This window comes from Massilia luteola, assembly GCF_034420155.1.
Taxonomy (GTDB): Bacteria; Pseudomonadota; Gammaproteobacteria; order Burkholderiales; family Burkholderiaceae_D; genus Telluria; species Telluria luteola.
Map to the genome: position 1 here is coordinate 1 of NZ_JAXOFN010000016.1, position 13,066 is coordinate 13,066.

Here is a 13,066-nt window from a genome sequence, read left to right on the forward strand (position 1 = left end):
GCGCCGAAATCGCCCTTGAGCGTCTTGGTGCTATGGCCGTTACGGGTGTTGGCGGTGCTGTTGGTCACCTCGCCGCTTTTGTCGTGGCCCAGGTGATCGGTCATCTCGACTTCCAGCGCGCGCTCGACCAGCATCTTGGTGAGCTGCTTGAGCAGGCCATTTTCGCCAATCAGGTCCTCCGGCTTCTGATAGTTCGCCAGCAGGCTGTCGGCCAGTTTGAGCAGTTCCGGATCGGGCTTGGCACGCTTGTTACGCTTTACAACGGTCATTGTTTCTCCTAGTGGCGGCAGTGTCCTGCCAAATGACCGTTTACACAATATTATTTACACCCTCCGAACTTTGGGCCCAAGGCGCGCGCCTGCATATCACTTAGCACAGCGCCTTTGCAACAATGGATAGCATGGGCAAGTCTTGTTGCTCCAAGACTGATGGCGCCCGACGCGCTACGATGGATACCCTGATCCGACGGAAGGGCTGTCGCGCGATCTTCCAACACCTTCTCAAGCACGGCGTAATCGAGCCGAAGGCGTTCAAGCATGTCGGGATCTGGCCACACGGCCGTTTCGCCCGCCAGGCGCACCAATTCCAGTAGAGCAAACCAACGGCATAACGCACGCGCGCCAATGATAAGTGGCGCGACCTGGGAATCGCGGCGCATGTGTGCGCCAAGTGAAAAGAAGACGTCGAGGAAGCGATCTTCCACATCGTCAAGATGGGTCGAACCTACTAACGCTGCGACGCCGCTGGTGCCACGCCGGTCACGGATACGGAGCTCGGAAATCAGCGAAAGCAACTGCTGACGCAGGGCTAATTCTGTTTGCTCCTGCATCGGCGTGGTGATTACGCGGTTACGCAAGCATTCAATCCCGCGCGGCGTCAACGAAAATTCAATTGTGCTGCCCCTGCTTTGAACTGCAAACAAGCCCGCCAGCGCCAGAAAGGCCGCCTCGTGCAGCGCGATTGCGCGCAGGGCAAAGCGACTGGAGTCGATATCGAGCCTAGGCATTGCCCCGGAGTTAGATACATCGCTCCCGGCAGCAGCAGCGTGCCGGCGTATCCAAGCGGCATCATCCCGCAATACTTCCTCAAGGAGCACAACCTGAGCCTTGAGGATTTCGTCGGGCATCAATGGCAATGCTCGCGGTCCAATTGCTTTGGCCTGCTTAAAGACCTCAGTAGAGTCATCGATTTGAGAAACTGGCAGTGAGCCAGCCCAATCTCTCCGCGTGCTAGCCACTGTGCGATAGGCCAAGGCCAATTGTGGCAGGTCTTTGTCCACGCGGTTACAGCTCTCCTCGCTGAAGGGCCGGCGCAAAAACGCCTTTAAGGAGTTCCACTCAGGCCGCACTAGCAGGGGCGGAGCCATATGGATCAGCATGACGACTGCACCGAGTAAGCGGGTAAAAACCTACGTGCGCTGACACCTGTGGTACGCGAGCGACGACAAGTATAAATTACGTAGAACAATTGGTTCGATTCCATATTGATCTGAAGATGAGAAGTAGCAATTCTATACATCCAGCGGAAGCTCGTAAGTGCACTCTCCTTGCTCGCCTCGATTATGACCTCGCATCTGCCGACAGCGACATCATGCTGGATATGTGGCGTAAGCTCAAGACTATCCGCGGCACTCATGTCCAGAGCACAGGTGCGAACCGAATTTGTGCTCGATGCACCGGAACAGGCGCTGTACGCGCGCAAACCGGGACGAAACACGCTGGGCCGTCATAGCAACTGCGGTTCTCAATACGTGTCGATAAAGTACAGTGAGCGGCTGGAAGAAGCCGGCGTCGAGCCGTCCGTGGGAAGCAAAGGGGACAGCTATGACAATGCAATGGCCGAGACCATCAACGGGCTTTACAAGGTTGAGTTGATCCACCGCCGCGCTCTTTGGAAAATGCGCAACGCCACCGAACTGGCTACGTTGGAATGGTGGCTTGGTTTAACCACCACCGGCTCAAACCACTCGGCTATATACCGCCAGCAGACGCTGAGGCAAACTATTAGAAGCAACTGAGCAGTCAAGCCTTCCCGGCATGACTCACACTAATCGGACTCCACGAAATCCGGGCGGTTCAGTTCTGAACCAGTCCTCAAGGGACTGTGTAGAGTGAATCGTGAGGCGAGGACGTGAGTCGAACACGTCTGAACGGCTTTGCAAGCCGTCGCATAACCGCTTTGCTACCTCGCCGAAGAAGATGGTACGTGTAGCGCTGCGTTCCTGCCTGCGCTGCATCAAGTAATCTCGCGCCCGTGCACGGCACCAAGCGGCGGAATCCCGGTCAAACGGTCATGTACCTTCGAAAGGAACCCGCACGCCATGAACATTCTGTCCGAGATCCCGCCGAGCGAGCAGCGGCGCGAAGCCAGCACGTGGCAGGGCGGGCCGCGGCCGCGCTATCCCGAGGCCAGCGTCGAGCACGCCCACGTCGACCTGGCGCTGAACGCCGCGCTGGGCCGCGTGACCGGCTACGTCTCGCCGGCCGCGCTGGCCGGCGCCTGGTTCGACTGGGCCAGCCACCTGCTGCTGTCGCCCGCCAAGCAGATGGAGCTGGGCGTGCAGGCCGTGAGCAACATGCAGCGCTGGCTGCAGTACAGCACCAGCGCCATGTTCGGCACGCCGGCCGAGCCCGTCCAACCGCTGGCGCAGGACAAGCGTTTCGACGATCCGCTATGGCATGCGTGGCCCTGGAACCCGCTCAGCCAGGGCTTCCTGCTGTCGCAACAATGGTGGCACCGCGCCACCAGCGGCGTGCGCGGGGTGTCGTCGCACCACGGCGACGTCGTCACCTTCGTCGCCCGGCAATTGCTGGACGGCGTCGCGCCGTCGAACTTCATCGCCACCAACCCGGTGGCGCAGCAGGTCACGTTCGCCAGCGGCGGCCAGAACCTCGTCCATGGCCTGGTCCGCGCGGGCACCGACACGCGTCGCGCGCTGGCGGGCACGACGGCGCCCGTCAGCTACCGCCCGGGACGCGACGTCGCCGTCACGCCCGGCAAGGTCGTCATGGACAACCACCTCGTCGAGCTGCTGCGCTACGATCCCGTCACGCCGCAGGTCCACGCGGTGCCGCTGCTGATCGTGCCCGCGTGGATCATGAAGTACTACATCCTCGACCTCTCGCCGCAGAACTCGCTCGTCCGCTACCTCGTCGGGCACGGCCATACGGTCTACATGATCTCCTGGAAGAATCCGCAGGCCGACGACCGCGACCTGTCGCTGGAGGATTACCGCCGCCACGGCGTGATGGACGCACTGGACACGGTCGTGCGCGAGACCGGCGCGCCCCAGGTCAATGCGTGCGGCTATTGCCTGGGCGGCACGCTGCTGGCGATCGCCGCCGCGGCGATGGCGCGCGACGGCGACGAGCGGCTGGCCAGCATGACCCTGCTGGCCGCCCAGGTCGACTTCACGGAGCCGGGCGAGCTGTCGCTGTTCATCGACGAGAGCCAGGTCAGCTTTCTCGAAGCCGTGATGTGGCAGCAGGGCTATCTGGACACGCGCCAGATGGCCGGCGCCTTCCAGCTGCTGCGCTCGAACGACCTGATCTGGTCGCGCCGCCTGCGCCACTACCTGCTCGACATTCCCGACAAGGACAACGACCTCGCCTCGTGGAATGCGGACGCGACGCGCATGCCGTTCCGCATGCATTCGCAATACCTGCGCAACCTGTTTTTGCAGAACAGCCTGGCCAGCGCGCGCTACGTCGTCGATGGGCGCCCCGTGTCGCTGACCGACATCCACGTCCCCATCCTCGCGGTCGGCACCATGACCGACCACGTGGCGCCGTGGCGTTCCGTCTACAAGATCATTCCATTGAGCGACACGCAGGTGACGTTCCTGCTGACGTCGGGCGGCCACAACGTGGGGGTCGTATCGCCGCCGGGCAAGCCGGGCCGCAGCTACCAGATGAGTACGCACGAACACGACGGACCCTATGTCGATCCCGACAGCTGGCAATCCGAAACCCGCGTACGTGAAGGCAGCTGGTGGCCGGCGTGGGAGCACTGGCTGGCGCGGCTCGCCGGTCCGTGGGCGGCGCCGCCGCCCGAGGGCCGCAGCTTGCGCGACGCCCCTGGCCACTATGTGCTGCAGCCATGAGCCTGGCCGACCCGCGCTTCGGCTGCGCACCTCGTCGCTACGCCCGTTCCGCCATGGGCGCGGGCGGGGCGGGCGTCAGTCCGGCAAGACGATGTTTGCCGTTCCCGGACAGACGTTGCGCGCAAACTCGCGCGAAAAATCGATGCAGCCGCCGTCGGCATAAATGCCGCGGCCATCGCGCAGGCGCGACATGCGTGCGACGACCGTTGCCAGCGCGGCAGGGTTGGCCGCCGTGTCCGCCACCTTCGCGTCGACGATCGCCTCGTTCATGCGCAGGTCGCCCTCCGCATCGACATAGGTGCCGTGGCGCCAGTGATACATTTCGAGGCACTTGGCGACGAGGCTGTAGGGCCGGTCGCGCTGCCAGAAATTGCTGAACAGGCCGTTGCCGAGGTAAATCACCCACGAACCTTCATAGCCCGACGCGTCCGACGACAGCGCATCCGGATTCCGGAACCAGACGCGATCGCCCGGCACATAATAGCGCGGCGGCAGCGGCGCTTCGAGGGAGCCGTACTCGACCAGGAACACGTCGTGGAAGGCGCCCGACTGGATGGCACTCGTTTCCCACTGGCGCTGCAGGGCCGCCAGCAGCGGCGGATTGACCCGTTCGAGTTCGCGGGCAATCCCGAGCAGCATCACGTATTCGCTCGCGCGGTAGCAGGAAAACGCGTACATCTGTCCATTGCCGGCGTCGGGCTGGGTGGCGAGCGTGAGCGCCTCGATCAACGGCTGTCCAGGCAGGATCGTGAAACCGCGGTCCTCGTCATACGTCCAGTGGCTCTGCGGGCGGTTCGCTTCGGCCGTGCCGAACGCGAGCTGCGTGGCACGCGCCGCCACGACGATGTTGCGGCGGATCGCGACGGCCGACAGGAACTCGGCGGCGCTCGCAAAACGCAGCGTGCGCGGCGCGGCGAGCAGCGCCAGCACGATTTCGCGTTCGAGGTGGACGAGGTTCGCGGCCGTGTCGAGGCCGAGGTCGCGGCACAGGTTCAGCGTGTCGCCGTCGTCGACGAGGGCGTGCGCGGTCTCCGCCGACAGCGCGAATCCGCGGCCGGGGCCCGTGGGTGCGAGATACGGCAGTAAAGCGAGCTCATCCAGTTTGTCCTGCACTTGGCGGTGCTGCACGGGATCATCCGGGATGAGATCAAGGCCACCTGTTTGCGGCGGGGCGAGTTCCGGGAACGCGGCTAACTTCACGGGGCAACGGCCTATAAAAAAGGACGAGAAAAAGGGCAAGAAATGCTTCCCATACGCAACAATCACGGTACGCCGCGAAACTGAGGCGAAAATTAAGATGTGCACCGCGAACATTACAGTTTGGAAAGGCTGAGCCTGTCTTGCGCCTCCTCATCACTTTTGACCTGCCTCAAACGGGCCCGTTTCCCTCCCCCAGCAGCGCCGCCAGCACGGCGCGATCCGTCTCGCGGTTCAGCAGAAGGCGCGCCTGTTCAGGCGTGACGAGGTGGACGGCCTGCGATTCCCACCCCATCCGGGCCGGATGGCCGCCGATCCGGCGGGCGACATAGAAGCGCGTGAACGTCTGCGTGCGGGCAAAGTCGCCGAGCCAGGCCGTCAGTTCCACGTGCAGGCCGGATTCTTCCCATACCTCGCGGATGGCGGTCGCCCGCAGCGTCAGCCCCGGTTCGACGCGCCCCTTGGGAAACGTGGCCGTGTAGCCGCCGAACGCGTTCGACGGCGCGACGAGCCAGAGCCGGCCGTCCGCCTCGCGCACGACGGCGCCCGCAGCCGCGTGCTTGTCGGCCGGAAGCGCGAAGGGCGGCTCGTCGAACGCCGGCGCGGCGCCCGCGCGGCGGCAGGCGTCGTCGACGGTCGACCGCGCGCACGTGGCCAGAGGTACATCGCCGAGCATGCCGTCGCACACGCTGCCGGGCACGAAGGTCAGCGCGGCCAGCGGATCGGCCAGGCCGTCGAGGTTCGCTTCGCACGACGGCGCGTGCAGGCGCACCTTGCGACCGTCGTCGTCCGGTTGCGGATGCCAGGTCCAGGTCTCGTTCATCTCCGTGTAAATCGTCGTTACGATGGCGCCGACTATAGCAGCGCGGCCGCGTAAACATGGCGCGCATCATCCAATCGTACGGCGGTCTCATCCGCAATCGGCCAGAATGGCGGACGAGGCGACGCGATGCCCGCGCTACCGCCGTTGCCTCGCCCTTCATATTGACTCAGCGAGGAATACATTGCTTCTGCCACCAATCCGATGCGCCGCACCCGGCGCCAGACAAAAAATCGCTCACATCCCGGTGCCCGGACGTGAATAGGCGCGACGAGAGCGTGCTGCATGAAGGCACGCGCGCGCCCGCCGAACCGCCGAAGCCCTGCGCCACCGAGTTCGACAGCATCGCCCTCGTGCTGCAGGGCGGCGGCGCGCTCGGCGCCTACCAGGCCGGCGTGTACGAGCGGCTGCTGGAAGCGGGTGTCGAGCCCACCTGGGTGTCCGGCATTTCGATCGGCGCCATCAACAGCGCGATCATCGCCGGCAACGCGCGCCAGGACCGCGTGGCGCGGCTGCGCGATTTCTGGGAACTGGTCAGCGCGGCCGGCGGCGGCATCGCCGGCGACGCCTGGACCGGCGTGCCGCTCGTCGACACGCTGCATGCATGGGTCAACCAACTCGCGGCTGGCCGCGTGCTCGTGCAGGGCGTGCCCGGCTTCTTCGAGCCGCGCCTGCCGCCGCCGTTCCTGACGTGGCCCGGCGCCGGCGCGACCAGTTTCTACGACACGGCGCCGCTGCGCGCGACGCTGGAACGCCTCGTCGACTTCGACCGCATCAACGCGCGCGAGACGCGCCTGTCGATCGGCGCCGTCAACGTCAGGACCGGCAACTTCGCCTACTTCGACAACGCGAGCGACCGCATCGGCCCCGAACACGTCATGGCCAGCGGCGCGCTGCCGCCCGGCTTCGACGCGGTCGAGATCGACGGCGAGCGCTATTGGGACGGCGGCATGGTGTCGAACACGCCGCTCGACTGGGTGCTGTCGGCGCGCTCGCGCCTGCACACGCTCGTGTTCCAGGTCGACCTGTGGAGCGCGCGCGGCGAGGTGCCCAACGACCTCGCCGGCGTCGCCACGCGCATGAAGGAGATCCAGTATTCGAGCCGCACGCGCAACGCCACCGACGCGTTCCGCCGTACCGAGAAGCTGCGCACGGCGTTCAACGAACTGCTGGCGCAAATGCCGCCGGCGCTGGCCGCCACGCCGCAGGCGAAGCTGCTGGCGGAAGCGTCCGACCGCGCGCTCTACAACATCGTCGAACTGGTGTACCGCTCGCCGACCTACGAAGGCCAGTACAAGGACTTCGAATTCTCGCGCCGGACCATGACGGAACACTGGCAGGCCGGCTACGCGGACGCCACGAAGACGCTGGCCCACGAGGAAATCTTCAGGCTGCCGCGCCTCGAGGACAACCCGGCCGTCCACGATTTCCTGACGGCGCCCGTCCACCCCATCCCCCTCCCCTCTTCCGACAAGGACAACCATGAACATGCAGGATAAAGTCGCCGTCGTCACCGGCGCCGCCAGCGGCATCGGCAAGGAAATCGCCAGGACCTATTTCGACCACGGCGCGAAGGTCGCCATCGCCGACCTCAATCTCGCCGCGGCCGAAGCCGTGGCGCGCGAATTCGATCCGTCCGGCGCGCGCGTCATCGCCGTCGCGATGGACGTGACCAACGAGGAGCAGGTCGATGCCGGCATCGCCCTCGTCGCGGACAAGCTCGGCGGCATCGACGTGCTGGTGTCGAACGCCGGCATCCAGATCGTCGCGCCGGTCGATGAATTCAAGTTCTCGGACTGGAAGAAGATGCTCGCGATCCACCTCGACGGCGCCTTCCTCACGACGCGGGCCTGCCTGAAGCGGATGTATGCGCAGGGCCGCGGCGGCACCGTCATCTACATGGGGTCCGTGCACTCGAAGGAAGCGTCGGTGCTGAAGGCGCCGTACGTCACGGCCAAGCATGGCCTCGTCGGGCTGGCCAAGGTCGTCGCCAAGGAAGGCGCGGCGCACGGCGTGCGCGCCAACGTGATCTGCCCCGGCTTCGTGCGCACGCCGCTCGTCGAAAAGCAGATCCCGGAGCAAGCGAAGGAACTCGGGATCAGCGAAGACGACGTCGTCAAGAAAGTGATGCTGAAGGAGACGGTCGACGGCGAATTCACGACCGTCGAGGATGTCGCGCACACGGCGCTGTTCCTCGCGACGTTCCCGTCGAACGCGCTGACGGGCCAGTCGATCGTCGTCAGCCACGGGTGGTTCATGCAATGACCGCGTCAGCCGTGCGCCCGTTCAAATTCGTTGTGAATATACTTTCCACCAAAACGAGTTACCCAGAAAAAACGAGCTGGCATTCCTGGCGGGCGCGCGGTCATGGATAATGGTGTTCGGTCTTCCCGTAGAAAATTCATCAAGTTCACCGTGATCTCCGGCGTCGGTGTCTGGCTGGCGCCGTTGCACGGCGACGCCCTCTCCGCGCTGTTCGAGGAAAACATCCTCACGCCGGTGAAGCCGGATGGCGCCGCCGGTCCGGCACGTTTCCGGATCGACGGCACGGCAAAGGTGACGGGCAAGAAGGTATTTGCCTACGATATCCGCGCGCGCAACATGCCGCACTGGCCGCAACGGCAGGCCCACGCGTTCTTCGTGCGCGCCACGCGTACCGATCGCCTGTTTACCGGCATCGATCTCGCCCTGCTCGACCCCGACCTCAAGCCGGACCGCGTCGTGACCGCGGAAGATCTCGCGCGCGACGGCTTGCGCTTTCCCGATTTCTACGGCGACGATATGCTGCTCCCGGCGGGCAAGCAGGCGGCCTATCTGGGCCATGCGGTCGCGATCCTGATCTATCACGATTTCAACCGTTTTCGCTTCGCCAAGAACAAGGTGCAATTCCAGGACCGGGTCGTCGTGTACGGCGATCCGGTCGCGCCGCAGCAGCGCGACCCGTGGGGCGCATTCCGTTATGTGCGCGTGGGCGGCAGCACGCCCTATGACGACGATGCGTTTTCCAGTCTCAAGAACAGCCCGCTTTTTCCCTCCGAAAAAAAGGTACCGCGCAAGACCGATGTGACCCTGAAGGACCAGGGGCCGGACGGCATTGCCTACGGCGAGCGGATCGCGCAGGAACTGGCGGCGCCGCCGGGCGACTGGCTGATCCTGAAACGCGACTACTTTTCGCAGTCGACCGATACGTCCGCCCTCGAACCGGACAACGCGAACGGCTGGTACGACGCCGCGACGCAATCGCTGCATCTCGTGCTGGCCACGCAGTCCCCGCAGGAAGTGATGACCGCGGCGGTCGACATGGTGAAGAAAAGCCGGTTTCCGCTGAAGCAGCTGTTCATCCATCCCTGCTATACGGTCGGCTATGGTTCCAAGGACCATTGCAACGTCCCGTATTACGGCCTGGTCGCGGCATTGTACGGGGACGGCAACCCGGTCCGTTTCGCCAACGACCGCTTCGAGCATTTTCAGACGGCGCTCAAGCGGCACAGCTTCAGGATGCATTACGAGATCGCCGTCGACCGGAAAACGGGCCTGTTCCAGACCCTCAGGACGGATTTCGAAGCCAACGGCGGCGGGCGCGCGAATTTCTCGCCGTCGGTCGCCATGGTCGCCGCGACCGCCGCGCAATCGATCTATTATTTTCCGAAGAACGACTGCACGACGACGGCCGTCTGCTCGCGCGCCGTCGACGCCGGCTCGGCGCGCGGGTACGGCACGCTGCAAAGCATGAATGCGACCGAAATGGCGGTCGATGAAATCGCCCAGATGCTGGGCATCGACGCCATCGAGCTGCGCCTGAAGAACGTGCTGAAATCGGGCATGAAGAACACGCAGGGCGCCGTTCCCGCGGGCGCCGTGCGTGCCGACGAGGTGCTGGAACGGGCGCGCCTGCATCCGCTGTGGACCGGGCGGGCGAAGCGCAAGCAGGCCTATGAGGTCGCCCATCCGGGCCAGCGCTACGGCGTGGGTTTCGCCTGCGTGCAAAAAGATTTCGGCACCGGCGCCGAAGCGATCTTCGCGCGCGTGGAATTGTCGCCCGAAGGACGCATCGCGCTGCATCACATCGGTGTCGATATCGGCACCGGCATGGCGACGTCCCAGGCCGTCGTGTGCGCCCGCTGGCTGGGGCGGCCGGCAGACAGCGTGCGCACGGCCGTCACCGAGTGGGACGAGCTGCCGCTGACGACCAGCGGCGACACCTACCTGATCAAGCAGGCGGAGCAGGACAAGTTCGCCAGGGACCCGATGTGGACGCCCGCGGCCGTATCGCCGTCCAGCGCATCGAACTCGGCGTACTTCTTCTCGCACGGCACGAGCGAGACGGCCAGGGTCGTGTTCGAACACGGGATCTGGCCGGCCGCGATGGCCATCTGGTCGGGCGGCTACGCCGGCGGACAGGCGGCGTCGTACGTCGTGCGGCGCGCGGATGCGCGCTGGGAAAACGGCAAGCTCACCGCCAACGGCATGGAACCGTTGTCGCTCGAGCAGCTGGCGAAGAAGGCGCACGAACTCCAGCTGGTGACGGCCGCCGTCGGCCACGCGTTCAACCGCTGGCAATGGGCCGAGGCGGATTTCGACGTGCATGGGGAAACCGTGCGCCGTCCGCTCGACGGCCTCGCGGTGCGCTACGGCGGCGCCGACACATTCACCGTCATCGGGCGGCGCAACGTCTTCTTTCCGGCCGCGCAGCGCAACAACGCCGGCGTGACCTATTACAGCGCGATCGGCACGCTCGTCGAGCTCGCGGTCGGCCGGTCCGACGGCGCGATCGAACTCCTGTCGCATCATTCGATCATGGAATGCGGCAACCAGATCGTGCCGCAACTGGTGTCCGGCCAGCTGCAGGGCGGACTGGCGATGGGCATCGGCCACGCGCTGCACGAATACCTGCCGCTGTACGAGGACGGTCCCGGCAACGGCACCTGGAATTTCAACCGCTACCACCTGCCGCGCGCGAGCGACGTCGCGGTGTGGAAGCAGTCCGGCGAGGTCCTGCCGCCCCTGTCGGCAACCGACCCGTCGAAAGGCATCGCGGAAGTGGTCATGATTCCCGTCGTCGCGGCCATCGCGAACGGAATCGCACATGCGGTCGGCCACCGGTTCACGGAACTGCCCATCACGGCGGAGAAGATTCAAGGAGTACTGTCATGAGCCTGACCATGCGGCCACTCGCGCTGACGATCAACGGCAAGGCGTTCGGACCGGTCGACGTGCCTGAAGGCCTGATGATGGTGGACTTCCTGCACGAGTATGCCGATCTGACCGGGTCGCGTTTCGGCTGCGGCATCGGCGTCTGCCATGCCTGCGTCGTGATCCTGGACGGCGCCAGGGGCAGCGAGGAAATCCGCACCTGCATCACGGGCGCGCATTTCTTCAACGGCAAGACCATCCGCACGGTGGAAGGCCATGCCAAATACGACGAGCATGGCGAGGTCGTCGAACTGTCGGCCATCCAGCAGAAATTCCTGGAACACTACAGCTTCCAGTGCGGCTACTGCACACCCGGTTTCGTCAACGGCGCGACGGTGCTGGTCGAACGGCTCAAGCGCGAACCGGTCGCGCGCGACCAGGTCGAGCAGACCATCTCGGCGGCGCTGAACCCGCACATCTGCCGCTGTACCGGCTACGTGCGCTATTACGAAGCCGTGAAGGACGTGATCCTGTCGACGCCCGGCCTGGTGAAGGCCGGATCGTGAAGACGGTGCGCACGACGGCGGCGCTCTGCCTCGCGGCGCTCGCCGCGGCGGGCTGCGCCCGGCAGCCCGACCGCGCGCCGGCCGCCACCACGGCCGCCAGCGCCGCCACGCCCGCGCAGCTCGGCCGGGGCAAATACCTGGCCGCGGCGGCGGACTGCGTCGCGTGCCACACCGCGCCGGGCGGGGCGCCGTTCGCCGGCGGCGTAGCGCTGAAGACGAATTTCGGCACCATCTACGGCACCAACATCACGCCCGATCCCGACACCGGCATCGGGCGCTGGAGCAGCGACGATTTTTACCAGGCGCTGACCGCGGGCAAATCGCCGCACGGCCACCTGTATCCCGCGATGCCCTACACGTCGTACCGGGGCATGACGCGCGCCGACAGCGACGCCATCTACGGCTACCTGATGCACCTGGCGCCGGTCAAGCTGGCCAACCGCCAGAACGACCTGCACTTTCCGTTCAACCTGCGCTTCGGCCTCGTGTTCTGGAACATGCTGTTCCTGAAGGATACCCTGCCCGCCAGTTCGCACGGCCAGTCGGCGGACTGGGTGCGCGGACGCTACCTGGCGAACGTCCTCGGCCACTGCAACGAATGCCATACGCCGCGCGGCAGGCTGGGACAACTGGATCTCGACCGGCCGCTCGCCGGCTTCGCGCTGACGCGCTGGTTCTCGTCGAACATCACCCCGGCCGCCCTGGCGGAACGGGGCTGGACCGCCGGCGGCCTGCAGGCCTTCCTGAAGACGGGCGTGGCGCCGCAGGGTTCCGCGTTCGGCGACATGTATGAAGTCGTCAACCTGAGCACGCGCCACCTGGACGATGCCGACATCAAGGCGCTGACCGTCTACCTGCTGGGCGAGCCGCCCCCCGCCGCGCCGGCGCGCCGCCAGGTGGCCGTGGACCAGGGCAAGGTCGATGCCGGGCGCCGCATCTACCTGAACGTGTGCGCCGGCTGCCATGCCGTCGACGGCGCGGGCAGGCCGCACACGGCCGTGGCCATGCGCGGCAATACGACGGTGCGCGAGGCGAATGCGCACAACCTCATCGTCACCATCCTCGACGGCCTGCCGGAACAAAAACTGGGCGGACTGGAAAACATGCAGCCGATGCCCGGTTTCGCGCAGGGCATGAGCGACGCCGACGTGGCCGCCCTCGTCAACTACCTGCGCGCCACGTGGGGCGACCTGCCCGCCGACGTCACGCCGGACCGGGTCGCGGTGCTGCGCCACCCCTGACGCGCGG

10 protein-coding genes, 1 tRNA gene and 1 pseudogene are annotated in these 13,066 nt (G+C 65.5%); 7 read left to right on the forward strand and 5 right to left on the reverse strand.

Going from position 1 to position 13,066, the window contains the following annotated elements; all coding sequences use genetic code 11:
• Both U9J41_RS16685 and U9J41_RS16690 read right to left on the reverse strand, forming a co-directional pair.
• Positions 1-269: transposase (locus U9J41_RS16685; protein WP_322400125.1), on the reverse strand; the 269-nt coding region annotated here is incomplete at its 3' end.
• 50 nt (positions 270-319) lie between these two features.
• On the reverse strand, positions 320-1,279 hold the full coding sequence (locus U9J41_RS16690; RefSeq protein WP_322403305.1) for a hypothetical protein: 960 nt from the start codon (positions 1,277-1,279) through the stop codon (positions 320-322).
• Positions 1,280-1,651: 372 nt separating this feature from the next.
• On the opposite strand from U9J41_RS16690, the pseudogene U9J41_RS16695 reads away from it, so the two are divergent.
• Positions 1,652-2,007 (forward strand): annotated as a pseudogene (locus tag U9J41_RS16695) (integrase core domain-containing protein); the annotation flags it as partial.
• Positions 2,008-2,120: 113 nt separating this feature from the next.
• On the opposite strand, the gene U9J41_RS16700 reads toward U9J41_RS16695, so the two are convergent.
• Positions 2,121-2,191 (reverse strand) — tRNA-Cys (locus tag U9J41_RS16700).
• 129 nt (positions 2,192-2,320) lie between these two features.
• Here U9J41_RS16700 and U9J41_RS16705 point away from each other — a divergent pair.
• Positions 2,321-4,102 carry a PHA/PHB synthase family protein gene (locus U9J41_RS16705; protein WP_322403306.1) on the forward strand — a complete coding sequence of 594 codons (1,782 nt, stop codon included), beginning with the start codon at positions 2,321-2,323 and terminating at the stop codon, positions 4,100-4,102.
• A gap of 75 nt (positions 4,103-4,177) precedes the next feature.
• Here U9J41_RS16705 and U9J41_RS16710 read toward each other — a convergent pair whose 3' ends face one another.
• Positions 4,178-5,230, reverse strand: a complete 1,053-nt coding sequence (locus tag U9J41_RS16710) for a hypothetical protein (RefSeq protein ID WP_322403307.1) — start codon at positions 5,228-5,230, stop codon at positions 4,178-4,180.
• Between the two features lie 241 nt (positions 5,231-5,471).
• Positions 5,472-6,122: an NUDIX hydrolase gene (locus U9J41_RS16715; protein ID WP_322403308.1), complete on the reverse strand. Its 651-nt coding sequence runs from the start codon at positions 6,120-6,122 to the stop codon at positions 5,472-5,474.
• A 278-nt stretch (positions 6,123-6,400) separates the two neighbouring features.
• Between U9J41_RS16715 and U9J41_RS16720 the strand changes: the two genes are divergently transcribed.
• From U9J41_RS16720 to U9J41_RS16740, 5 genes are all read left to right on the forward strand, one after another.
• Entirely contained in the window at positions 6,401-7,618 is a 1,218-nt protein-coding gene (locus U9J41_RS16720; protein WP_425260625.1) for a patatin-like phospholipase family protein, read from the forward strand.
• Complete coding sequence (locus U9J41_RS16725) at positions 7,602-8,384, forward strand: 3-hydroxybutyrate dehydrogenase (protein ID WP_322403310.1); 783 nt, start codon at positions 7,602-7,604, stop codon at positions 8,382-8,384. The genes U9J41_RS16720 and U9J41_RS16725 overlap by 17 nt, the downstream gene beginning before the upstream one ends.
• Before the next feature lie 102 nt (positions 8,385-8,486).
• Complete coding sequence (locus U9J41_RS16730; protein WP_322403311.1) at positions 8,487-11,273, forward strand: xanthine dehydrogenase family protein molybdopterin-binding subunit; 2,787 nt, start codon at positions 8,487-8,489, stop codon at positions 11,271-11,273.
• On the forward strand, positions 11,270-11,818 hold the full coding sequence (locus U9J41_RS16735; protein WP_322403312.1) for a (2Fe-2S)-binding protein: 549 nt from the start codon (positions 11,270-11,272) through the stop codon (positions 11,816-11,818). Before U9J41_RS16730 ends, U9J41_RS16735 begins: the two co-directional genes overlap by 4 nt.
• Positions 11,815-13,059, forward strand: coding sequence for a c-type cytochrome (locus tag U9J41_RS16740; RefSeq protein WP_322403313.1), 1,245 nt, complete (start codon positions 11,815-11,817; stop codon positions 13,057-13,059). Before U9J41_RS16735 ends, U9J41_RS16740 begins: the two co-directional genes overlap by 4 nt.
• Positions 13,060-13,066 lie beyond the last annotated feature (7 nt).

Bases quoted from the DNA above. Each gene is read 5' to 3' on its own strand.
- U9J41_RS16735 (WP_322403312.1), top strand. From the start codon at position 11,270: ATGAGCCTGACCATGCGGCCACTCGCGCTGACGATCAACGGCAAGGCG.
- U9J41_RS16730 (WP_322403311.1), top strand. From the start codon at position 8,487: ATGGATAATGGTGTTCGGTCTTCCCGTAGAAAATTCATCAAGTTCACC.
- U9J41_RS16705 (WP_322403306.1), top strand. From the start codon at position 2,321: ATGAACATTCTGTCCGAGATCCCGCCGAGCGAGCAGCGGCGCGAAGCC.
- U9J41_RS16725 (WP_322403310.1), top strand. From the start codon at position 7,602: ATGAACATGCAGGATAAAGTCGCCGTCGTCACCGGCGCCGCCAGCGGC.
- U9J41_RS16715 (WP_322403308.1), bottom strand. From the start codon at position 6,122: ATGAACGAGACCTGGACCTGGCATCCGCAACCGGACGACGACGGTCGC.